The 24,929-nt window shown below is 37.6% G+C and carries 21 protein-coding genes; 5 read left to right on the plus strand and 16 right to left on the minus strand.

Translation table 11 applies throughout. From position 1 onward, the window contains the following. Positions 1–8: 8 nt before the first annotated feature. Positions 9–1,415, plus strand: coding sequence for a hypothetical protein (locus MKX98_RS30120; protein ID WP_143767935.1), 1,407 nt, complete (start codon positions 9–11; stop codon positions 1,413–1,415). Between the two features lie 250 nt (positions 1,416–1,665). Here MKX98_RS30120 and MKX98_RS30125 read toward each other — a convergent pair whose 3' ends face one another. The 13 genes from MKX98_RS30125 to MKX98_RS30185 form a co-directional block, all read right to left on the minus strand. Then, positions 1,666–2,640 carry a glycosyltransferase family 2 protein gene (locus MKX98_RS30125; protein WP_339220074.1) on the minus strand — a complete coding sequence of 325 codons (975 nt, stop codon included), beginning with the start codon at positions 2,638–2,640 and terminating at the stop codon, positions 1,666–1,668. Positions 2,641–2,655: 15 nt separating this feature from the next. Continuing rightward, complete coding sequence (locus tag MKX98_RS30130; protein WP_071220933.1) at positions 2,656–3,450, minus strand: ABC-2 family transporter protein; 795 nt, start codon at positions 3,448–3,450, stop codon at positions 2,656–2,658. Then, positions 3,440–4,246: an ABC-2 family transporter protein gene (locus MKX98_RS30135; protein WP_071220934.1), complete on the minus strand. Its 807-nt coding sequence runs from the start codon at positions 4,244–4,246 to the stop codon at positions 3,440–3,442. The genes MKX98_RS30130 and MKX98_RS30135 overlap by 11 nt, the downstream gene beginning before the upstream one ends. Further along, entirely contained in the window at positions 4,243–5,226 is a 984-nt protein-coding gene (locus MKX98_RS30140) for an ATP-binding cassette domain-containing protein (protein WP_071220935.1), read from the minus strand. The genes MKX98_RS30135 and MKX98_RS30140 overlap by 4 nt, the downstream gene beginning before the upstream one ends. A gap of 110 nt (positions 5,227–5,336) precedes the next feature. After that, positions 5,337–5,795: an NUDIX hydrolase gene (locus MKX98_RS30145; protein ID WP_071220936.1), complete on the minus strand. Its 459-nt coding sequence runs from the start codon at positions 5,793–5,795 to the stop codon at positions 5,337–5,339. A 17-nt stretch (positions 5,796–5,812) separates the two neighbouring features. Then, entirely contained in the window at positions 5,813–7,006 is a 1,194-nt protein-coding gene (locus MKX98_RS30150) for a glycosyltransferase family 4 protein (RefSeq protein ID WP_162487592.1), read from the minus strand. Positions 7,007–7,155: 149 nt separating this feature from the next. Next, a complete protein-coding gene (locus tag MKX98_RS30155; RefSeq protein ID WP_071220938.1) occupies positions 7,156–8,628 on the minus strand; it encodes an AMP-binding protein in 1,473 nt (490 codons plus the stop codon). A gap of 57 nt (positions 8,629–8,685) precedes the next feature. Beyond that, positions 8,686–9,615 carry a UDP-N-acetylmuramate dehydrogenase gene (gene murB, locus MKX98_RS30160; RefSeq protein ID WP_083397646.1) on the minus strand — a complete coding sequence of 310 codons (930 nt, stop codon included), beginning with the start codon at positions 9,613–9,615 and terminating at the stop codon, positions 8,686–8,688. Beyond that, a complete protein-coding gene (gene murA / locus MKX98_RS30165; RefSeq protein WP_071220939.1) occupies positions 9,608–10,897 on the minus strand; it encodes a UDP-N-acetylglucosamine 1-carboxyvinyltransferase in 1,290 nt (429 codons plus the stop codon). Before murA ends, murB begins: the two co-directional genes overlap by 8 nt. Before the next feature lie 46 nt (positions 10,898–10,943). Next, on the minus strand, positions 10,944–11,411 hold the full coding sequence (locus MKX98_RS30170; RefSeq protein WP_074961878.1) for a hypothetical protein: 468 nt from the start codon (positions 11,409–11,411) through the stop codon (positions 10,944–10,946). Positions 11,412–11,846: 435 nt separating this feature from the next. Next, positions 11,847–12,791, minus strand: coding sequence for a ketopantoate reductase family protein (locus MKX98_RS30175; RefSeq protein ID WP_071220940.1), 945 nt, complete (start codon positions 12,789–12,791; stop codon positions 11,847–11,849). A 1,199-nt stretch (positions 12,792–13,990) separates the two neighbouring features. Beyond that, positions 13,991–14,377 (minus strand): SBBP repeat-containing protein, encoded by a 387-nt coding sequence (locus MKX98_RS30180; protein WP_339220076.1) that lies wholly within the window; start codon positions 14,375–14,377, stop codon positions 13,991–13,993. 456 nt (positions 14,378–14,833) lie between these two features. After that, positions 14,834–16,468, minus strand: a complete 1,635-nt coding sequence (locus MKX98_RS30185; protein WP_339220078.1) for a glycosyltransferase family 4 protein — start codon at positions 16,466–16,468, stop codon at positions 14,834–14,836. Positions 16,469–17,097: 629 nt separating this feature from the next. On the opposite strand from MKX98_RS30185, the gene MKX98_RS30190 reads away from it, so the two are divergent. Together MKX98_RS30190 and MKX98_RS30195 are read left to right on the plus strand one after the other, a co-directional pair. Continuing rightward, positions 17,098–18,363 (plus strand): IS110 family transposase, encoded by a 1,266-nt coding sequence (locus MKX98_RS30190; RefSeq protein ID WP_063477462.1) that lies wholly within the window; start codon positions 17,098–17,100, stop codon positions 18,361–18,363. A 1,036-nt stretch (positions 18,364–19,399) separates the two neighbouring features. Then, positions 19,400–20,641 carry a hypothetical protein gene (locus MKX98_RS30195; protein WP_339220080.1) on the plus strand — a complete coding sequence of 414 codons (1,242 nt, stop codon included), beginning with the start codon at positions 19,400–19,402 and terminating at the stop codon, positions 20,639–20,641. 60 nt (positions 20,642–20,701) lie between these two features. On the opposite strand, the gene MKX98_RS30200 is transcribed toward MKX98_RS30195, so the two are convergent. The 3 genes from MKX98_RS30200 to MKX98_RS30210 all read right to left on the minus strand — a co-directional run bounded on the left by MKX98_RS30200 (position 20,702) and on the right by MKX98_RS30210 (position 22,846). Further along, positions 20,702–21,052, minus strand: a complete 351-nt coding sequence (locus MKX98_RS30200) for a DUF3221 domain-containing protein (protein ID WP_063477440.1) — start codon at positions 21,050–21,052, stop codon at positions 20,702–20,704. Between the two features lie 179 nt (positions 21,053–21,231). After that, positions 21,232–21,600 (minus strand): hypothetical protein, encoded by a 369-nt coding sequence (locus tag MKX98_RS30205; RefSeq protein ID WP_339220082.1) that lies wholly within the window; start codon positions 21,598–21,600, stop codon positions 21,232–21,234. A gap of 562 nt (positions 21,601–22,162) precedes the next feature. Next, positions 22,163–22,846 (minus strand): SOS response-associated peptidase, encoded by a 684-nt coding sequence (locus MKX98_RS30210; protein ID WP_063477437.1) that lies wholly within the window; start codon positions 22,844–22,846, stop codon positions 22,163–22,165. A gap of 156 nt (positions 22,847–23,002) precedes the next feature. Between MKX98_RS30210 and MKX98_RS30215 the strand changes: the two genes are divergently transcribed. Both MKX98_RS30215 and MKX98_RS30220 read left to right on the plus strand, forming a co-directional pair. After that, positions 23,003–23,218: a hypothetical protein gene (locus MKX98_RS30215; RefSeq protein WP_162487585.1), complete on the plus strand. Its 216-nt coding sequence runs from the start codon at positions 23,003–23,005 to the stop codon at positions 23,216–23,218. 815 nt (positions 23,219–24,033) lie between these two features. Then, entirely contained in the window at positions 24,034–24,696 is a 663-nt protein-coding gene (locus tag MKX98_RS30220; protein ID WP_071220746.1) for a hypothetical protein, read from the plus strand. The last annotated feature ends 233 nt before the right edge of the window (positions 24,697–24,929 follow it).

Raw genomic sequence — 24,929 nt, forward strand, 5'->3', positions numbered from 1 at the left:
GGAAACCAATGATGACCTGTGGCACAACCAAACATTCTTTCAAAACAATTACGATGTGGACTCCAGTTGAATTCGAAAACGAAAACTATACAAGTAGGAAAATAAAAGTCTCTACCTGCAGACATTGTGGCTTTACTCGTCAAACTCCCATATCTGAACGGATCAGATATGGAGCCGGTGAACCCCCTTATGATCTAGATAATGTTCTAGAGGGAGAGATGCTAGAGTTGACTCGCTCCCTCCTCTTAGATCTAATCAAATCAAAGACTCGCAAGCGATGGGAAAATTGGAAAGCACACTGGTTAACTCATGTTGAATATCAACTATTTGACGAATCCGTAATGAGATTATTTAACTGGGGCTTGCTAGTCATGCACGAGAAAAAGCTCCACAATCGTATCCAGACCTGGGATCCCAAGTTCGTATCTGCTAATCTTGGAATGTTTGAATCTGATATTGCTCGCCTCATGGAAATGAATTTCGACACGAATACAGCCGAACTCGATTCACTCACGATGGCGTTCCAGGACCTTAAGCCATTGACCGAAAACGAACATCTCATAAAAAAGGTCATTCAATTCGTAAAAATAAAGAGAGATTCATCTACCATACACATGATACGACTGCTATTTGCTCTTTTTGACCACAATCAGAAGCAAAAAACCATGAGTTGGAAAATGTTCTCGCAACAGTATTTTTATTCGACAAAAGCCCTTTCAGAAGGGGATAAGCATCGCTTACGAAAATTACTTGGAAAAAAACTATCCGACTTTGGTATTCACTCCAATAAGTCACGAATTTGGATAACCGGTCCTTTTTCATGGGAACTAAATGGCTATACGAACTATGGGCTTGCATTTCATGGAAGTTTATCTTTAACTCGGAGTATGATTCATAAAATGCGGATAATATCCTGGGACTCCCCCCATCTTCTCATTATTGAAAACAAAGATTTGTTCGATTCACTAGTTGATAGTCAGTGGTTAGACCCATGTAAATGGTCTCTCCTTTACAGTAAAGGCTTTATATCTTCTGAAGAAATTGAGCTTATTTCCTATGCCTCAACATTTAATCTAGTGTCTATTACCATATGGCCAGACTTTGACCCTTTTGGGTTGTCCATTGCCATTAATATAAAGGAAAAATTAATGGGGAAAGCCTTGAATATCCCCGTTAAGATATTTGGATTCACCAAAGAATGGGGCGAAAGGTTTCCTGGCACCAGCCCCTTAACTAAAAGTGATTTGAATGAAATTTATCGGTTGATGACTTATCCTATTCCCCATGCATGTATAGAGGCTCTACATTTGATGAAAAGTACAAATCGGAAAGGTGAGCAAGAGTTATGTTTTGATTTCTTTACAGAATCTGATTTTGAGCGCCATTTATCTCAAGATGTTGTACAACTGATCTAAACCAGTGTTCGATTCTAATGTGCCTATGATAAAACAATGACCGCTATAGGTCAGTTAATTGCCACAACGAAAAAGATGTTTCCTCTTAAGGACATGTGAGGGCCAAGTGCCGTTTATTAAGGCGATAAGTTATAGTCGAAACTTGGCGTCATTGATACTAGAATTTTTTTATTGAAGGGGATATCACATTATGAGCACAAACAGTCAGTTACTCCTTTTATCGAGCTTTTGTAAATATTTCACTGGCCCATCAAACACTAAAATATTCAAAAACATTATATAAACTTCCTTTTGTGGGATCCTCTAACCATTCTTCATGCTTATGTTTGATTCTATCAGTCATAAATGGAGATTCCTTCAATAAACTCCAACTTTCTTTATATAATTCAATTAAGTATTTTAATTGTTGTGATGGGTTTTCAAAATTTTCTGCTGATTTTCTGTACAAATCAATAATTGTTACACTATATCGTTGAGCTGTTGCAAACCCAAGATCATGCCAGCCCAAATTATTGTAGAATTCAAGTCTATCTCGAAGAGCTAAGAGAATATCGAATCTTTTCATACTGAATTTATTGTTCATAATACTAGTTGGTGTTTTTCTGTAAAAGTACAACCTATCGTTAATAACGGCCATGGATTTGGCATTGTATAAGATCCTATGAATTGCAGCTTCATCTTCATGAATTAATCCTACTGGAAATGTAACATCATTAAAAAGTGAACGTTCAAAAATCTTTGCCCACGCCATTGGCCGGGTTTTTCCCTTACCAATAAGACCCCAATGCATTGCTTTTCCTTCATAAACGATTAATTCCGGTGGCGCGGTACTATATGAAAATAAATTATTTTTATCTTCAAAACGTAAATAGTAACATTGGACAAGGTTGAATTTGTTTTCTTTACAGTTATTATAAAGTACTTCTACTAGATTTTCTGCAACAATATCGTCCGAATCAACGAAAATTATATACTTACCAGAAGCCATTTCTAATCCATAATTCCGTGTATCAGATAGTCCGCTATTCAATTTATGATAAACACGAACTCGAGTATCTAGTTTTTTTATTGAATCACAAATTGCTCCACTTCCATCTGTTGATCCATCATTAACCAAGATAACCTCTATATTTTCATAGCTTTGTTTCAATATTGAATCTACACAATCCTGGAGCCAGTTCAACGTGTTATATACTGGAATAATTATACTGATTTTATGATTCATATAACCCTCACTTTCTTACCCTCCCGCGCTACTATAGCGTTTTAAACCAAAAACAAAAAAACGTGATGCGATAAATAGTAGTAACAATGCTATCACAGGGGTGATATAAGCATATGCAGCTAAAGAACCCCCGAGTATAAATTCAACTGGAAAATAACTTGTAAATGCATATGGAATAATCCACGTTAATAATATTTGTAAGGCATAGGGATAGATTGCCAGGGGGTATTTTAAAAACTGATTTAAACTCTCAATAAGAACCATTGAACTCATAACATCTATAAACCAAAAACTGAAAGTAGCCATTAAAATTGTTATTGAAAAATATATGCTTGTTGCACATATGATGAGAACAAGTATCCAGAGAAATGTCATAGGTGTAAAAACCAGATTTAACTCTATGCCAGAATAAACACAAACAATTATTCCATAAATACTTAAGATAAAACCATGTAGATTTGTACCATCCACTGTAATCGCATATAAGGGATTTATTGGTCGCAACAATAGTCTGTCAAGATTACCCATACGCACATACTTATTGGGTAAAGTCCATATATTACGGAGAAAAAATTCATCCAGACCTGCTGGGATAAGTGCAAACCCATAGAGCATTAGGGACTGATGATAAGTCCATCCATTTAGCGCGGGGGTATTGGTATAAATAATTGATAAAAAAAGGATTCCGACCGTCTGTCTCGCTATATGTGCTGATACTCCCATCAAAAAATCCAACTTATATGACATACTCTCACGTAGATTTTTAATCAAAAAGTAGCGGTAGAGTATGATATGCTTTTTAACCCCCATTAATTTGTAACCCCCTAATTGCTAACTTATAAAGACTTTCAGAGATTAACCATAATACAACACTCCAAAAAGTTTGTATTAAAAGCTGTACAAGTGTGTCGTTAAAATCGTATCGTCCCATATAAATCAAAGTTGGGGTATAGATGATATTTTTGAATGGAAGCCAATTGCTTAACGTCATAGCCCAAGCAGGAAACAAAGAAAGTGGGACGATTGCTCCTGAGAAAAAGTCGAACAAAGATTTTTTTAAGAAGTGTAGACCCCAAAAGTTCATAGTCCAGAAAGATATATATCCAGTGATTAAGCTCAGTGAAAAAAGAATCAAAAAACTCAATACTACGCTCATAATAAAAGCTATAACATATCCAATTCCGGCTGGAGGAATTATAGTAGGAAATAAAAACGTTATAATCAGCATGACGATTGATGCCTGCACGATACTGACTAAACTTCCCCCGATATTCTCCATCAAGCGAGCAATACTGAAACGAACGGGTTTAATCAAGTCGAAAGCTAAATTTCCATTTTTGACACGATCAAAGATAATACGTTCTGGGGAGTTCCTATATGCATAAATAGAATTTAATATTTGTGAAATGAAAAGATACGTAATCATTTCTGATTCTGTAAATCCTGAAATTGACGGTTTCCCAACATACACTGCTCTCCAAATAAAATAGAGAACAGCTAGCTGAATAGTTGTTCCGAGGATATATATGGTAAAGGAGAATCGATATTGAACACCATTTCTAAAAGTTATAGTTGTAAACGCAAAATATTTTCGTAAAAAGTTCATAGAGTGTATGCCTTCTCTATAATATCTTCTACAGTTGTATCGATAAGTTGCATATCAAGTATCTTATACTTAGAATCAATAAATGCAAAAACTTCGGCTGGTGATATATTTACTGGGATTTGGACAGAAATCATTTCATCTCTAATCATCATAGTATATTCTGCTGCAAATCGTTCAATATCTATGCTACTTACTGGTTCAGCCAGTTTAAAATTCACTGTTCGATTACCAGCATATCTTTGACGTAAACTGCTTATTGTATCATCTAAGATCATTTTGCCATGATTTATAATCATAACTCGGCTTGAAAGTTCTTCAATGTCCTGCATGTCGTGTGTAGTCAGTATGATTGTAGTATTATAAAGCGAATTTAACATTTTAATAAATTCCCGCATTTTTCTTTTAGCTGTAATATCCAACCCGATTGTCGGCTCATCTAAAAATACTACTTTTGGGCTATGCAGGAACGCTGCTGCAAGATCGGCTCTCATACGTTGTCCTAGTGATAGTTGGCGTACTGGGCGATTAATAAATTCGTCTAATGATAAAAGGTCAATGAATTCTTTAAGTTTGTTCTGATATGTTCTATCGTCTATTTCATAGATGCGTTGAAGTAGGTTTAATGATTCAATAACTGGTAAGTCCCACCACAACTGGGTTCGCTGGCCGAATACAGCACCTATGTTCATAGCATTCTTTAACCTTTGCTTGTGTGGAGATATTGAACAAACTTCTACTTCACCTGAAGTTGGGGTTAAAATACCCGTTAATATTTTTATTGTCGTAGACTTTCCAGCTCCATTTGGTCCAATAAATCCAATAATATCTCCCATATTAATAGAAAAACTTATATCATTAACGGCATGTATTTCCTGCCTCTCTCGTGAGAATAGAGTAGATAACGCACCTAAAAAACCAGATCGTTTAGATATCGAAAGAAAGAATGATTTATGCAGATGCTTAACCGAAATAACCTCCATTTTTCTTTCCTCCAAGTAATAGAGTTATAATTAAAAAACTCCCTTCAACCTCCCCTTATATCTGTGTATAAACGCTTATAGTTTGATCCATAGATAAAAATTCCCTCGAGTTAATTTGAAAATTTAGAGATAAATTCATTTATGATTGTTTTATGACTTTTAGCTAAGTTCTCTGGAATTTCGTCAAGCGGAAAAAATTTAAAATCCTGAGATTCTTCACGATTAATTATCATCTCACCACTTATGTGTTTAGTGTAGTATGCAATTACAACAACATAAAATTCGTCACCATTCGGTGCTTTTATGAAATTTTCTTTTCCCGAATATACATTCAGCAAATTTAGATTTTCAATCCTTAAATTTGTTTCTTCTAAAATTTCCCTTTTCGCTGTTTCTTCCGTAGTTTCTCCCAATTCCATAAGCCCACCAGGAATTGCCCAAGAACCTCTAGGCTGTTTTCTTTGTTGAAGTAGGACTTCATTCGAATCATTGAGAATAATAATAACAGTTCCGGGAAAAATTAGAGGCCTAGTTCCTACTAACCTTCTTAAATCTTCAACATATCCCATCCATTATCCCCTCCAAATTAATCATTAATTATCATGTTATAAATATTATTCGTCTCAATTACAATATTATCCCAGCTATACTTTTCTATTCTTTTTAGAGCTTGTTTGGCTAATTGGGACCGGGTATAGGGGTTATTTAGTAACTTATCCATTTCATTTGCTAATATCTCAGAGTTTCCTAACGGAAATACAATCCCATTCACACCATTTTCAATAATTTCAGAAAGTCCTCCTGTTTGACTTGCGATTACGGGAATGCCCTCAGCTATTGCTTCTAGAGCTGTTATCCCAAATGACTCTTCTATACTAGGTATCACATGTAAAGATGACTGTCTTAATAATAATTTCACTTCGTTATTTTTGAGAAATCCTAAAAATTCAACATCTTTATCAATGGATAAGGATTCAGATAGTAATTTCAGCTCATTTTTTAATGGACCGTCACCAGCTATTTTCAATTTATAGTTAAAGGAACTATTACTTCTTTTTAAAATTGCAAATGCTTTTAATAAAACATCACAGCCTTTTAGAGGCGATAGGCGTCCACAAAATGTTATAGATAGTGGTTGAAATTGAGGGTTACAAGCCCTTCTAAAAGAGTCTTCACAAGAATCATAGTCAATACCATTGGGGATCACATGAACATCTGTTGCTAATTCCCCATACCTTGTACCTATTTCTTCATTCAACCATTTACTAACAACAATAGCTTTATTAGAATTATTTAACATATATCTTCGCAAAGAATCATTGAAATGGTTAGGGGGAGCTGAAATTGAATGAATAGTTGTTACCATGGGAATATTAAAAAGGTCTTTTATAGCAACACTAGTGAAGGCATGAAATGAATCATGAGCATGAAATACATCAAATGGATCAACACTTTTTAAAAATCTATATACCATAGGAAATAATTTATTACTTAGCTCTGCCCATTTAAACGGTGTTGCGATACGTGTTTTACTAAAATGAGGATCAATTTCATTACTGAAATCTCCATCCATTGTAGTGGGAAAATTAATAACAGTAAGCTTACCATTTTCACTAACTTCAAAATTATTAGGGTCATCAGAATGTCGATTAATTTTAGCAACAAGCACTGTCACAGAATTACCTTCATTAACAAATCCTGTAGCTAAATTATAGACATGTGTGCCTATTCCACCATATAAATTAGGTGGATAATCGGGAGTCATCATTAATATTCTCAAAATATCACACCTCAAATATGCATAAAAATTTCCTTCTATAATCAATTGCTTTTAGATCTCTTTTTATCTGGAAATATACTACAACAAAGTCTTTCCTTTAGCTTTGCTTAAAGATTCATTATGATTTTTGTATTATGTTTAGTGAAGCTTTACAACCTAGATCTTATCAATTTTCCACTTTCAGTTTTTGGTAATGATTTTGCCAGAGCTATGACTGAAGGAATCTTGTACCTCGAAAGTTTGTCTTCACAAAATACTTTTAATTCCTCTAAACTTAGTACTTCATTTTCATTTTTCAGTACGACAATTGCCGAAATTTTTTCACCATAAACCTCATCAGGTACTCCTGTAACAGCAACTTCTAACACTTTCGGGTGCTTATATATAACTTCCTCTACTTCTCTAGGATAGACTTTAAACCCGCCATATATTATCATCTCTTTCTTACGATTGATAATGTAATAATAAGAATCTTCATCTTGCTTCGCATAGTCACCACTGTATAACCAACCATCTTTTATTACTTTCTCAGTTTCTATATCATTATTTAGATAGCCTTTCATAAGGTTTGGACCACTTATTAATAACTCCCCGACCTTTCCGATTGTCACATCATTGCCATTTTCATCTACAATCCTAAGTTTTACTCCTGGTAAGGCAACTCCTATGCTGCCTTTCTTTTTTTTCCTTTTTAATGGATTCAAAGTAACCATTGGTGAAGTTTCAGTAAGTCCATAACCTTCTGTGATTTCAAAATTGAAAATCTCCCTCCATTTATCAAACACTTCCATTGGCAAAGGTGCAGCCCCAGTAAAGGCAATCTGCAAGCAAAGATTATATTGAGTTAATTTGGGATCCATTAACAAATACGTATACATTGTTGGGGGACCAAAGAAAAATGTTATTTCTTCTTTTTCTAGTACAGTTAGGGTTTGTTCGCTGGATTTCCAGCGCTCCAAAAGATGGACATATCCACCTATTAGCAGTGTGGAGTTTAAACAACATGTTAGAGCTGCAGAATGAAATAACGGGGAAACGATTAAGGTCTTATCTAAGTGGGTTAAACCTATCGATTCAGAAAAAACTTTCGCATTACTGTAGAGATTATTATGTGTAAGTATTATTCCTTTGGGTCTGCCTGTTGTCCCAGATGAATAAATTATTGTGCAATCTTCTACATCGGTCTTTTCATATTGTGTAGGTTGTAAGGAAGGCTTAAAACTTGTAATTTTATTAAGCTGTTCATCAATATCTATTATTGTGCTATATTTTTTGATACAATCGCTTATATTCTTAATAAAAGGTTCTCTAGACACTATGAATTTCGGTGAGGAGTCTGTTAGAATATACTCGCTTTCTCGATGGGTAAGTAGGGGATTAATCAATACTGAAATCCCATTAGCTCTTGAAACTGCATAATACCAAATTATAAATTCAAGAGTATTTAACATCATAATTCCTACTTTTTGCTTCGGTTTTAGATTTTTATTTAACAAGAAGTTGGTACAATTGTCGATCATCTTGTCAAGGGCTTTATACGTTACCTTGTGATCCATAAAACCTACTGCAAATCTTTCCGGGCTATTGATAGCATGAGACTTTATTACCTCATCAATCCTCATTTATACCTCCTATAAATTTTTTATTTGAAAGTTATCGTTCTACAATGGGACATTAGTTTAGAGATTCTCACCCAAAATTTCCACCTCTGGTATTAGGTTAATGTTGTATTTGTCGGCGATGACTTTTTTTACATGCTCCATTAACTTTAAAAAATCAGATGCAGTTGCTTGTCCTTTGTTTACAAAATGATTAGCATGTATTTCAGAGACTTGGGCATCTCCCATTCTATATCCCTTTAAACCCGATGCTTCAATAATTTGACCTGAATATTCATTAGGTGGGTTTAGAAAAACACTACCGACGCTTGGAATTCCGTATGGTTGAGTTTGTTTTCTGTGATTCATAAACTTTTTCATTCTCTTAATACTACTCTCTTTATTTCCTTCTATTAGTTTTAAATTTGCTTGATATACAACCCATTTTTTCCCTTGTAATATAGATTTGCGAGGTCCAAAATTTAATTCGTCCCTGTGCATGGAATGCATTTCTCCATTTTCATCAAGAACATGTATATAATTCACAACATCAGACATTTCGGACCCATAACCCCCAGCGTTCATGTATATAGCCCCACCAATAGTTCCAGGTATACCACAAGCAAACTCCAATCCTGACATACTAGCCTTACTTGCAAGAATACTTAGTTTAGTCAATGAAAACCCACCAGAAACACTGATAGAATGATCACTAAATTCAGTATTGGAAATATTTTCCGGTAATTTAATAACAACACCCCTCACTCCACCATCTTTTATTACAACATTCGATCCATTACCAATAAATTTCCAAGGTATATCTAATTGCTTAAACATTTCAATAGATTGTTTCAGTGATCTAATGTCATGAGGGATAAAAAATATATCTACCAATCCTCCTATTCGTAAGGTTGTATGTTTTGACATTTGCTCACAAAGTCTTATTTTCCCCAAATTCATGCTTTCAATCTTCTCTACCAAGACTTTCAAGTTTTTATGATCCTTAGACATTAGCACCCTCCTGGTATTGCATATGCGCGCCTAATGAATTAAAAGTCTTAACAAAATCGGGGTAGCCCCGTTCGATATGAAAAGTGTTGTTTATTGTAACTTTTTCACCCTCACATAATGAAAGTCCACAAAGGAGAAGAGACATTCCCCCTCTGATATCCTTGGCAGCTACTATATGATTGTCTTCAAATTTGGTTGGCCCTTTTATCACTACTTCTCTGTTTGATAATATCTCTATAATTCCCCCCAACTTAATAATTTCAGGTATATGATGCAACCGATTTTCGAATACATTTTCTTTGATATAACTTTCTCCACTACAAGTTGTTAGCAAAGCAGTTAAAATGGCCTGTAAATCAGTTGGAACTCCAGGGTATGGGTTTGTTTCGAAACTCACACTCCTATATGGGCGCTTCCCAGAAATCCTAATCGTGTTAGTGTCAACTGTTTCAATTATTGCACCAATATTCTTTATCAAATCCATAAAGCTCTCTAGGTTCTGCAAATAACCTCGAGGCACCAATATTTCGCCGTCCGTCATAAGCGTTGCAACTACATAAGTACCTATCTGTAAGCGATCAGGCATTACATCATACTCACATCCTTTAACAGCTTCAGTTCCATAGATTATTAATTTGGAACTGCCTGCGCCATAAATTCTCACTCCCATTCTAGTAAGTAAATTCTGCATATCAATTATTTCCGGTTCCAATGCTGCATTATTAATCGTGGTTTTCCCTTGTGCAAAAGAAGCCAATACCATTAAAACTATTGTTGCGGAATGACTAGGATATTCTAGCTCTATATCAATTCCATTCAAAATCTCATCTCGTTCAATTAAAAATATCCCAGACTCATATTTTATTCTTGCACCCATCATCTCAATTCCTCTCATCATTTCAGCTAGAGGTCGTTCCCCTATTTGATCTCCTCCAGGGAATGGGATCATTATTTTCTTTTTCCTTATTAATAGAGGACAGATAAGACCAATAGATGCCCTAAAACTCCGTGCTAGATCCACATCAATAATATGAGAATCAAAATTTTGGGCATGAATCGCGAGTCTACCCTCCTCTTTTATCCAATTTGACTCAACCCCCAACTTATTCAATATTTTCAAATAGTTCTCTATATCTAGAATATTCGGTACATTGGTAAAAATCACTGGTTCATGAGCAATTAGGGCTGCTGCAATCAGCCCTAGTATTGAATTTTTGGCCCCACTAACTTTTAGATTACCTTTAATTATATTCCCTCCATAAACCACTAACTTATTCTCCATTGCTTAATCACCTCGTGTATTTTAATGGAAATATTTATATAAATAATTAGAACTGATTTAGTGGAGCAGTATTAATTAAAGAATGGTAGTTTGGTATATAGATTTTCGAATTTTCTGGATAATAATCAGTTCTCAATGAAATTTGAGGGAATATTAAGCAATTAGGCTCAATGATTACTCCAGGGTTAAGAAGTACATATGATCCTATTTTGCAATTACTACCTATAACTGAACCGAATTTACTTATCCCTAATTTAATTTTTTCCTTATTTTTATTAATCATTACTATAGGACTTTCATTTAGTAAAACGGAAGCAGTTGATATGTAGGCCCCAAAATGCACATTACTTCCAATTATTGAACTGGATATTCCGCAATAGTGAGTTATGGAAGAGTTATTCAATATAAGGCTGCTTACAACTTCGCAACAGTGTCCTATTTTTGAACCTGTACCAATTATTGAATTGTCTCTTATAAATGAGGACTTACCTATAAAAACATTATCAAAAATCACGAGGGGTCCTTTTAAATAAGCAAAATCTTGAATTTCTACATTTTTTCCTATAAATACATTGCCCTCTATTGTTGCCTTAGGAGATATTTTAGCTGTTGGGTCAATATAAGATTTTAGGGTATAACTTTTTATATATTCTTCGACATTATATTCAAGTGAAGGTAAGAAATCGAAAAGCTCTGATGTCCCGAAAAAATCACTAAATTCAGAATCTATTTGACCAGGAAAGAAGTTTAAAATTTTTATAGTCTTCTCCTCCTCAAATCGAGTTGAGTTTGCATACTATTCTGTAATTGCATAGGGAATTAAATGAAAGCAGCGCTTTGGGGAAGGATGCAAGGCATATTCCCCTACGCTCAAACGAAGAGTATCTTTGGTACGCAGTTCACTTTTTAAAAAATTGATACCTATTAAAGCCACTTTCCCCTGGAGATTCTAATCCAATGCATATACATGCTGAGGAACTCCATTCTCAAATGGTTTAAGTAGTGCATATAACGTTTTTATTGTAGGCAATTCTATTTCTTTTCGTCTTGCAAGGTTGATAGCGGATCCCTGTATACTTTCAATCTCCAACTTTCTACCATTAGTTAAATCAAAATGCATTGAGGAAGTAACTTCACTAGGTAAACGTCCACACCAACGTATTGTCTTCTCAATAAAGTCTTTTTCAAGATTCACACCATAGGAACGTGATAAACACATCATTTCATTAAGTACATCACTAAAAACTTTCTTTGTTGATTCACAATTAATCAGTTGACCTATGTTTAACCTTGAGGTTGATGTCACTCCTGAGTAAGCTACTATGAACGAAAACTTTTCCCAAATAGTTCTCATAATATTTTCTGATCTTATTACTTTGATACTACAGTCCTTCATTAATTCCTCAAATCTTTCACAAAAATTTCTTTGAGTAGGAAAAAGGGCACCAAAGTATATTTCTTTTAGCTCTCCGATACAATGAATATAGCCGTCATCGTCCATAGTCACACTTATTTTGCATGTACCTCCTAAAACCTTTTCATCCCCCAATTTTTCTGAAAGAACTTTGTAGTGTTCAACTCCATTCATCAGTGGGAGTATATATGCACCCTTATTTGTAAGTTCAATAAGATTCTTCATCAATTCTGCATCGAGGTGATAATTTTTCACTGCAACAATTACTAAATCAACATCCGCTATATCTTTAGAATTTGTGAAGATGCGTGGTGTTTTTATGTTTGTTAAATTTGTGTTAGTTTTTATAATAAGTCCTTGTTTAGTAATTTGCTCTGCTCTTTTAGTACGGATCAGAAAATTAACATTTAAACCATGCTCGATAAATTTTGCTCCAAAATAACCTCCAACTGCTCCGGCTCCTATAATAGTAATATTCATATAACCCCTCCTATATTCGTGTTACTGATCAGATGAATGCCTATAAAGTAAAAGCGCTTACAAATTTTCTTGTTTCAAAGGTACCCTTAGTGATAAAGATTCCTTATAAGTTTTATTTAATTTAGATATAAATTATAGATATCATCCCAGTATTTGTATATAGTAATAAATTCCCTATTTTACTAAATATGATCTTATTTTACATAGGTATTATGGGTGGTGGAAATGAACCATTTTCGATTCGCTAATATACTATGGTTGAACCATTATTCAAATCCATAACATTGGATCGACCATAAGAGGTAGTTCACTTTTAGAAAAATAATGAATGGAACTTTAGTCTTTTATATTCCACTGTCTTATATGTTGGGGAGGGAAGGTGTCATATCAATAAATACGTCCTTATTTGCGATTTATATTTACCATTCTTGAAATCATCGTCATACATTACAGCAGTTCACCATTAGCTGTTTCCTCCACTTTCACATTGTCATCTACTGAAATAATTTTGAAATCCTTCACATGAATATGAGTGTTATATAAGATAGTTTTCTCTGATGATGTTTTTCATCTTTAAATCTATGATTATCGGAGATTTTTACTGCATCTTCAAAATCACCTGATTGTAAATCACTAAAATATCTTTCTACGACAGAAATTGCTTTTTCTCTTGGATTCTCGGGGAATTTTGATTCATAATTTGCACTCGCCTAACTTAAATTATAAACTAACTGCAAATTTGAATTACTTCTTTTCATTACATTGCTAGCTTTTAAATATACAACACCTATTTGTTACTAAAAGTTGGTTTTTTCACGACAAAAATAACCCAGCTTGTGTAAATTCGGGTAGGGGGTCGAAAGGATAAGCTTTTGTACGAGCAGATGAGGAGTTCAAGGAAAACAAAGTATTTTATTAGTGCTTAGGTTGAGATAAGTCCCTTGTTTAAACACTACATGCTACCCGCGTAAAATTCCCTATAAAACTAATTTTATACATGTTTTCTTTTACAGCTTCGGCGAACAAGCTGATAAAAACAAAAAGAGGGTTTCCATCGTCATTTTTATGCTAATGACATTTGGGACACCCTTGATTACTTTTATGATTCAATATTCATGAATCGTTTCGTACATGCTGGTCGCCGATGATTAAGGTTTAAATATATATCTAACGTATCTTTCTGAAACCTTTTATTCTATTTATACAATTGATCTGCAGCTAGAAAATCCGGGCGGACTGGGTTTTACCGTCTGGAAAGCTCCGGGCGTCGTCGGAAAATCGCTAGCGATGGTATTCCCTGTCACATAAGCATTGCCGGAACCGTCCGTGGCAACGCTACGACCAAAATTAAAACCGTCCACTCCGCCAAGAAAGGTAGAGTAGATCAAAGCGGTACCGTCAGCATTCAGCTTTGCAACGAAGGCATCCGGGCTCAGCTCCGAAATAACGCTGCGCAAAGCTCCGGGTGTCGTTGGAAAATTGGGGGACGTTGTAATTCCCGTAATCATGGCGTTGCCGAATGGGATCCACGACAATCCCAAGACCTTCATCGGTACTGCTTCCTCCGATATTAGTGGAATAGACAAGAAAAGACCCGGTCGGATCGAACTTGGACACGATTGCATCTGTGCTGCCGGCGTTAGAGGGTTGAAAAGCGCTCGGCGTAACGGGAAAACGACGCCAAAAGCACCAGTCATATAGGCGTGCCCGGACGCATCCACCGCAATGGCTTGGGTACTCCCCCCTTCGCTGGCGCCTTTGTCATTGAGTTATGACAAGAACTTATATACTTAAAACAAAAAGACCGCAACTTATGCGGCTTTCAATGTCTATATGTTCTTGTCGTTCGATATCTGTCATATGTTTATGGATAGTGTCACAAGACTTTTTGAATAGTACTATTAAAGGCTTATCTGTTATTACGCTAATCTACCCGTTAGTTCAATATTTTGCGTATTATGCCATATTATACGTTACGAATGATTCTATTTTAGCTGGGAATAATTACGTAGTAACTATAGACAAATATCGCTGTTTTCCCTCTAACTTCTGAAGAGCAAAAAGCCATCTAAATATAAATTCCAAACACTTATTATACAACGGGTAAGTTCGAGCCCTGTAATAGCTACGATGTTGTTCAGAGTACGCTTACCATCTATGAACCTTAGCATACTGTACTCGTTCGGCGAAAGAAATCTGCGACTGGGCCAGATCGGATCTTCCGAGATGGCCAGCAATCGAGTTATATCAAACCTGACCGACGAAGTAAAATACGGGATGCAGTTTTCATTGAGGGAATTGATTTGAAGTTCCTCCGCCAATCGCGTGGAGTAAGGCTGCATAAGTTTTTCATATAATTCGTATTGTTCGCCTTCAAACATTGGTGGATACCACTGAGGAGTGCCCGTTTTTGTGCTAGTTGCGTACCACCCGCATGTACGTTTATGGGCCTCGTATTGTTCAGCAAATCGGCTTGGCTCGTAAGCAACGGAACTTAATGCACCTTTACTCATTGTAGCTAGACTACTTTGTATATCTGTTACCACGTTTACTAAATTTTTTGTTAAAGCGGCTATACTAAAATGTTGATGTGCATAGTTGGCGGCTTGTCTTCCAAACTCCACACGTAGATCCTCTCTTTGCAATAAAGTAATTACGGAAGCAACACCTTTGGCCCAATCCACACGTATTCCACGTTTTGTTAGTACCGTATCTACAAAATAACCTGTTAAACCATGCTGTACAACATCCTTGAATCCCCCCCATTCAGTACAAACAACAGGCGTACCACAAGCTGCTGCTTCTGCTTGAGAGAGTCCAAAATTTTCACGATGGTAAAACCCTAAATTAGTCACCACATCTGCAGTAGAATACATTTGTGCCAGTTCGTCACCGAAAAGTGGGCCTACAAATCGTACACGTTGTGCTAAACCAAGTTCATCTGCTTTTTGTTGTAGCCACTCTTTATAATTGGTATTCCGGACCTTAAACTCTCCCAGTACAATATCATCTTCTTCACCGATGATACAAAGATGAACATCAGGGATCCCTTCACTTACAGATATTAATATTTTTAATAAATCGTGGATATTCTTCTGTATGTTTAATCTGCCTACAAATATTAAAAGCGGGGAATGAACTGGAATGCCGAATTTATTGCGTATATCCATTTGTTCAGCGATACTTCGAGGATAAAATATTTGCTCGTCTATGCTAAGGGGTATAACCCATTCCTTTAATTTGCTCCATTCTGTCAATTGCCTCCATATATCTTGGTCTGCCTTACAACTAAAGAAAATCCCATCATAAGTACGTAGTAGTGGCTGCCAAGGAAACAACATTGCCTCTGCTCCTTTGGGCATGGCTCCTCCAGCAAACAAAATCGCTGGACAAGTTAGGCCTAATTCGTCACGGAGATTAAGTGCATAAGTACTGGATGAATATAAATCTGCCCAGAGGATATCTATGCTTTTAAGAAATGAAGTCATGTTTTCCCGCTGATTAGGTTCACCTTCTGACTGTGCGTACGGGATAACCACCATGTTTTCACGCAATGCATGCGAAACATCTCGGGCCACCCTGCCCATACTCCACAATTTCCCCATTTTCTTTGGAGCAGTAGTCCATGGATAATCCCCCCATAACATTCCTATACGGGTTTGCCGGTTGAATACCAAAAAAAGCACCTCCAGACAAGTTCACCAATATATATTTACATATTAATATTCAAGGGATACTTTAATTTACCTGTTCAAATCATGGTCTCGTTGTCTATTATGTTTATCTGCCCGTTAGCTTAATGAAATTTGATAGAAACATACTTAGATACTTATCTAATCGTTAATCGGTACAAGTTCTTCTCCTCTTACTCAGGACAAGAACTTGTACCGATAAAACAAAAAAAACGCTAAATTAGCGGCTTTCAATGGGACTATGTTCTTGTCCCTCGACAGGTTTACATAAATGATGACAGAACTTGATAACATCCCCCACACCACCCCCAGAACTTGATATCTATTCCCTCCATCCCCCGAATCCGGGACTTAGTAATTGTCATCGGCGACGTCAGCAACTCCCGAGAACCAGAATGTTTGTAACGCAAAACTACCCTAACTGTCCGTTAGCGCAACGCGGCTGCCGAACCAAGCTGGCAGTCGCGTTTTAGTTATTTATTAAACTATAGTTTCCCGTTAGAATTCCTGTAATACGAATATTTTGGAGATTGAACAAAAACGAGCGCCTCGGTACGATGGGGTTACACACGAGGTCATTGCCTCAAAAAGCCCATCCAGGAGGTCGCTCTACTATGAAGTTTAAAGCACAAGATAAGCAAAATCAACTCATTGAAAACATTACCGCTCATCATCTGGTCGTCGGAGTAGACATTGCTCAAGATACTCATGTTGCCCGGGCCGTCAGCTTTCGCGGGATTGCTTTAGGTGCACCGCTGGAATTCGGTAACCATCTTGAGGGTTTCAAGCTATTTGGACGCTGGATCCAGGATCTACTCCAAACCTACAAGCTTAACAAAGTCATTATAGGCATGGAACCTACAGGTCATTACTGGCTGAATCTTGCGCGCTGGCTCTCTTCTCAGCGCATTGAAGCCGTTCTCGTTAATCCCCATCTCGTTAAAAAGAATAAGGAGAACCGTGACAACTCGCCATCTAAAAGTGACCGCAAAGATGCTCTTGTCATTGCAGACATGGTCAAAAACGGGTACTACTCCCCTGTTCGTTTTCATCCAGAAGCCTACGAAGAACTGCGAATTCTCATGGCTAACCGAGACACGGTTACAAAACGGCTCAACAGTGCTGTTAACCAAATTCATCGATGGGTTGATATCGTGTTCCCTGAGCTGCGCCAGGTCTTTAAAACCCTTACCTGTACCAGCTCTATTGCTACGCTCAGACTCTTTCCCTTACCGGAGGAAATTAGTAGATTAACCACAGAAGAGGTTCTTACCGGTTGGAAACAATATGTAAAGCGTCATGCTGGAGTTAAACGAGCGGAACAGCTCATTGAACTAGCAAAATGCAGCATTGGCGCCACGCAGGCACTCCAAGCCTACAAGCTTCATCTGAGTCAACTACTAGAGGAATATGACTTGGCTCAGCGCCAACTTGAACAAATTGAGCATGAACTTCATCTCATCTTGAGGCGTATCCCCTATGCACAGAAACTGCTCGATATTCAGGGTTTGAATGCAACGAGCTTGGCTGGCATTCTAGGAGAAGCTGGAGATCTGAGCGGCTATGTACATGGAAATGCTTTATTACGACATGCCGGCCTCAATTTAACTGAAGCCAGTTCCGGAAAGTGGCGTGGTAAAATGGCGCTTAGCAAACGCGGCCGCCCTCGTCTCCGACGTTTTCTCTATCTCATGACGATGTGCATGGTCATGACCAATCCGGATATTAGAGCCCTGCACCACCATAATGTCGATGTGAAAAAACTCAAGAAAATGAAATCTATAATGAAATTGTGCGGTAAAGTCGCCCGTATGCTTGTTGGTCTGGCCAAAAGCAGTGAAGCTTACGACTCGACTAAAGTGTTTCCGCAAGCAGCTTAAGCAGTTTTTCTCACCAGCTCATGCATTCGCAGGATGACAAGAAGCACGAGGTATCGGGAGATATTAAACAAAAGGGCTCGGACCCGTTCCGTTAGAAAGACCGACCTCCACCCCTTAGTTAGATGTGACGAAGGAATGAAAGGGCTAAGACCCGTTGAGACATGGGAGTGAGAATCACTAGGGCAAAGTGGAGACGTGCATGATATGGAACAAAGTGGGTATTGGACACAACACCCTTGTTCCCGCATGCCCTTTCTACTGTCCCCAGCCACCGACTCCCCTGGATTCTCTTCTTTCATGTTTAGCTCAGGGTGAAATCCTGCGAATTCATGAGTTTGAGTGAGGAAATTGAATCACTTCGAGGGAGTTTAATAAAAGGGCGTCTGCCGCCGTCGATGAGATCAGATCGGGAATGTTATCAAGTTCTTGTCATTGTGTTTTGACAAGAACTTGATAACATAAATATATAAAGCCGCATAATCAGCGGCTTCTAATGATACTATGTTTTTGTCACCCGACACTTAGCCACCAGTTCTTCTTGCAGCTCCCTTTTTAAGTCCTCCAGTTCTTCTTTAAGCTCAATCGGAATCTGAATTGGTACTCTGGACATATTCTTCCCCCTTGGTGTATACATTTTTCCGGATCTCGTAAGCATGCACGAAAATGTATACATTTCATCCTGGCTGAAGTGTCGCCGGTTCGGTTAATTGTATACATGCGCGGCTTGGATCGAGCCCGGCCGTTGCCGCGGGCGCTCGCTTTATGTATACAACTGCTGAATTGATGTACTTGATCAGAAAACTTCTGTAACTTCAAAATCCTCGATTGGAAAAGGCGCCTTTTGGCTACATTCAAACGCCAATTCAAAATTAAATCATACTAATTTCAATTCTATATGAAACAAAATCATTGGAAAATGCGTTTAAATAGTAAACCCCCCAGTAATGGGATGAATTTACACAAAGGAAGTGAATTAGGTCACAATTTCAGCAATTGTTGTATCATCATTAAATTAATGTAAGAAGGGAGCAGACAAATGAAAAAGAAACTTCGATTCCTAACCAGATTTAGCACGGCTGCAATATTGTCTCTATCTCTGATTTCAGGCTCAGTATTTGCACAGGATTTCAATGATCCGACTCCAGTTCTTCCAGGAGAAATCCCCATTGAGGCAGGCCCTGCACCACAAAATGCTGTAACGCAAACTTTTTCAGAAGTCGAATATGTGAAAACTCAAATACTTGATGATCGTGCAAAGGTACAAGAATTCGTCACTTCTAATATGGAGGATATTTACGGTGGAGTATACACCGATGAAGATGGCTATAATGTTATTTTACTGACAGACACGTCACTTGCTAATGAAGAAAAAATCAAAAGTATCGCAAAGTTCAAAGATAAAACCAAAATTCAAAAAGTGAAATATTCCAAGGAGAAATTGTATTCCTCTAAGGAAGCATTATCTGCTTTAGGAATAGAATTAGGTCTTGAAGGGGTCGGAATTAGTGTAGAAAAGAATAAAGTGAATGTCTACATCACGGAGGAAAATTATAAAATCAATAAGGAAACAATACTTAAACATATTGATGAAGATATGGTTAATTGGGTATTTGGCGATCTTGTTGTCAAGAAAAAAGCATACAATCTTTATCCCGGTGAACAAGTTGAGAGAACTGTCACGGGCGGTGAATATCAGTGTAGCCTTGGTTTCAACGGGCGTGCCAATGGAAACGATGTCGGCGTTATAGCAGGGCATTGTGGAAATGGTACTTGGTATGATAAATCGGATGGAACTGCCGCTATCGGGAATATGTCTAATGGAAGTCTACTTGGAAACTTTGATGCTGGATATATCCGTTATACTACTAATGTAACTGTGACTCCAAGCGTCTTCCTTAATGGGAATTCTATGACAATCGGAACAACGGATTATGCAGGCTATTACCGAGAAGTAGGAGATTATGTAAGAGTCCATGCACGGTCCGGTAATGGTTCCAGCTTCGGTCCAGTTCAAGTTATTGATAACTCCTTTGACATTCCTGGAGATACACAAGATGTAGTTGTCACTACGCTATCCGGTGCAATTGGTGGAGACAGTGGAGGGCTGGTTTACTCTATCGCTAACAACGGAACAAAAAACTATGCTCGTATAGAAGGAGTTTATGCAGGATCGCTATTGGACCAAAATGGCAATGAAGTTTACGATTACTTTTCGAAGTATAGTCGTGTGTTTGATGGTCTAGGAATGTCCGGTGTTTATACTGATTCATCGTTTTAAATAAACACGCTTTTGTGGCTAACCAATCCACAAAAGCGTTTTTTAACATTGTAAATGACACTAGTTCTTGACTTTTACGGTAGCATTGGCTTGGGCGGGATAGGAGTTTTTAATTACTCCTTCAATACCTAACTCCACATTATCACCTATTGCTATAGTGTCATACACTTCTGGATTTTTGAGCGTTATCCAGATTGCATCAGGTTGGTTTTGTTTGAGAAGTTCTGATACTGACATGTTGCCAGTTTCAAGTTCAGGTTTATGCCTGACTACCAATATTTTCTGGTCTTCTTTTGCAATCACATAGCCACTTGAACGATCCCATTTCTCAGGATTGATTGATTCATTTCCAGAGCAACCAACAATAAACAAGAAAAGACAAGGTACTACAAGCAAACTCCACCTTTTCATTCATATTCCTCCTAAAACTGTTGTACCTTCCTCAATAATTGACGGTTTTTCCCTATAGAATGTTGCTATCAAATTCATACTAAATTTCGTTGCCAGGCTCCATGATACATCGGACTAAAGGATACTTTTTACGTTTCCATGCCTCTTTCTTGTAGAAAGTAGCCCCGATACTTGTACATTTATAAGCCAACCATTGCAACGGATTTGCCCGTCGAATCTCTATTGAAAATATTCATGTTTTTTGCCAGTTCATGAAGCCGTTCTTCCTTGTAATGATCCGTATAAAATAATACACTAACCCCCTTTTTCGAAGCTAGTCGTCGAATTTTTGCTGCTCTTACAGCAATCATATTCCAATCCGTGAGAGATCCAATATGAAATTCAAACGTATTAAACAACCGATTGTACCATATACCGTGTCCGTAATTTTTCTTGGAAATGGTTACTTCGACAATAGGATAAATTATAGCAGCTATTAGAAAAAAAAGAGAAATTGATGTACCGAGAATATTAGCTCGAATAGCAAAAAAACTCCCGATAATAGCCATAGTGAATGATAGTGAAAATACAAACTCGGTTATCTGCAATTTTATTTTCAATTGAGCTCTTCTCCCTCGGTGATTTGTGTAGTGTTTTACTACCTCCAATACGCACACAGGTCGCGGTCGACAGCTTCAACTTACAAGTGTTATCCTTTAGGAGATAGGGTTAACCTCGAGAAATGTGGTAATATGATCCGTCTTCATTGAATCTATAGCCCTGGGAATCTAAGTGACCGCGCACGTTTTTGTACAGTGTTTTTCCTATGCTAATGTACTGACCGGACTCTCTTTGTGCGATGTTCAATGCATCTTCTAGTAGAAGTAACTCCGCATTACTGAACTGTAGCACTTCCTTTTTATTAGCTTCTTGGCTAACATCTGAAATGTTGTCATATCGTTTTGCAATCCATCCCAAGTTTTAAACAGTCCCTTCCATGATTTTTCAGAAAGAAGTCAGTAGAATTCTCAGCCGATGAACTCGGCTCGCTTCTTCCATTATATCTCATCTTATCATCTCCTACATAGAAGACGACTACTCTACTCCCACGCCTTAGCGTGGAAGTGGGTCTTATTTTGAGTTTAACGGAATCTCATCTATTAATTCCGAACCCGTATTCTTAACGTTCCCTACTGCAGCAGAAACTGGATAGGAAAGCATGTTGGCAGCAGGGAAAGGAGATAATAATTCCTGAAGCTTTTCTTTATCTTGTACATCCGGATCCAGCCAGATGTCTGCTTTTTTATCATCCAAAATAACCGGCATTCTATCATGCACATTTGCCACCAAATCATTTGGTTTGGTAGTAATTATGGTACAACTGCGCAGTGTCTCTCCGTCCGGATCCTTCCATTCGTCGTACAAACCGGCAAAGCCATACACGCCCTTTGATTTGATCTGGAATCGATACGGCTGCTTTTTGTCCTTCCCTTCTCTTTTCCATTCATAAAACCCGTCACTCGGGATAATAATACGTTTCGTGGAAATAAGATGTCGAAAGGCCGGCTTAGATTGTATCGTTTCAGCCTTGGCATTAATCATCTTATAACCAATTTTAATATCTTTGGCCCAAAATGGAACAAGTCCCCATCTATATCCTTCCAATACCCTTCTTCCGCTACTTCCATTTACGACAGCGATCGTTTGAGAAGGCGCTATGTTGTAACGCGGTTTTAACTCATACTCGACCCTGCTCACTTTAAAATGATCGACGATTTCATTTTCGTTAATAGTTAGGGTAAATCTTCCGCACATTGATATCCCCCCATTCTTATTAATATTATCCAATATCACCGATAATTAACTTCCACAAAACACCAGGATTGTCTATACGCATGCCATCGATGAAGGGTGAGCTTACTTTACGACCTCTTAATTGCCGGGAAGTGGAAACATCGGAGGGCTCTGCATTTGAGAGGGCTCATCGTACACATGATGATGTACGTTGAGTCAGCGGTCATAACCTGGAGCATCACGCCGGGATCTGCGACGATCGAACGGGCATCGACAGCGGCGATTACCGTATCAGCTCATGGATCAGCTCACCGGACTTCAGTTCTCACGGCGTACTCGACGTTTGCGCGTACTTCCGCAAAACCGGTGTTCTCCAAAGGTAGAAATGCATAAATTACAGCACGTTTTGGATTATAAATATTGAATATCAAACAAGCCATTTGCGTATTTGGGGGGCTTGAATCCTGCCCAAATCAAACTGAATCAATTTATCGAGATCGTTTATTGTTCCGCATCGCTAAGGAGTATTTCATCTCGTACGATGAGGGCATGTGGAGCTGATACCCTCTAGCCAAAGAAAAGGGACGATATGGCGTTTTCTTCTAATCCAAAATTAAACGGTGCAAAGAAATCGTAATGCTGTCTTCCTTGGAGTGAACATAGTATAAGCTACGAACATCAAAGTTCAAAAGTTGGCGTGTATATCTTTCTATTTGCTTCTTCAAGAATACCTTAAGCGTTGATACGAAGATCCGATAGAATTGCATACAAATATGATGGTCCCATCAGATCTTGTAACGCTCTTGGTCCGGATACTGGCATACGTTTCAAAGTCTTTTCAATTTGTGTTTTGGAAATAAGATAATTTGTGGTACTTGGTACCAGATTATACCCGGCTAGTTTATAGGTATAAGTCCTCCCTCTTATTTGCCGAAACTCGCTTCCTTCGTTCTCCATGATACGTTGCCAAATCATTTCAAGAGTACCCTTAGTGTCTATCTCTCATCCATTTAGATGCCCCTATGACTCAGAATGGTTACCATAATCTTCATACTACAAGAAAAAGCCTGTACTTTTAAGACGAACAGCTCTTTAAAAAATGTTGGAGTAGTGAACATGAACTACTTCACTTTTAATAATTGGCCATCACTTTCCTTATTCGCATGATATAAATAGAAGATGAAAATGGAATGATGTGGAGGGCAAATATGACCAAAACTGTAGATCTCACAAAACTGTTCAAAAAGGCTCTTGAATTACTAAGGACTGATTTATCTAAGGCTGAATTTGAACATATCGAACCTTCTGCCACGCGGTTTTTAAACGAGATTCAGCAAAGAATTAACAGTTGGGATGAATCTTCTTCAATTTCGATTTTCGAACCCTACTGGCTCGATAAAAACGCTAATGATGTCTCGGCCGAAGGCGTTGCTAAAATGAACAAAGCTAATTTTACTGTCTTTGTCAATGATCCAATTACTCAAGACAAGTTGAAGCAGTTGCTCATGCTCCGCAAAAATGCTGATCTGGATTACAGGATGCCCGCTAAAATCTCGAAAGTTGGACTTATAGAGCATTTGGATCGTTTTAATTTCTCACGGGGAAATAAGCCTGTTTTCTATGTCCATCGCATGCTAATCATGATTTTTCCAGAGCTATTTACTTCAATCGCAGATCGGGTAAAGCTGGATGAGAGTTCGAAAGTACTTGGCATCAAGAGCAAAGGTGTTGCTTTTGAACTTGTACAGTACCAAGTCCGGGACAAGGTTAATGATTTTATTATCGAGGCAGGGCTTCAGAATGAAAGTGAGTTTGTTAAGCGGGGCATTGCATGGTGGGTGCTCGATGCTGTCAAAGCGCTAAAAGGATAATTCACAGAGGGCGAGTAAACCTACGAGTTGGATCTCCGGATGTTTCCAAATCAGATAATCATCGTTGTAATATTCAATACGGCACGGATACCAGCTTTCTATATCATCGGAATCGCCTTTGTATAGGTATTCAATTGATCTTCCGGAGGTAAGTTCACGGCCAACTAGTGTAAACCTTCCGTTACTATTACGGGTAAGAACGCCGTCTGCTGCAATTGGCGAAGTTACAGGAT

It is taken from the genome of Paenibacillus sp. FSL W7-1332 (assembly GCF_037969785.1).
In the GTDB taxonomy this organism is placed as follows: domain Bacteria; phylum Bacillota; class Bacilli; order Paenibacillales; family Paenibacillaceae; genus Paenibacillus_AQ.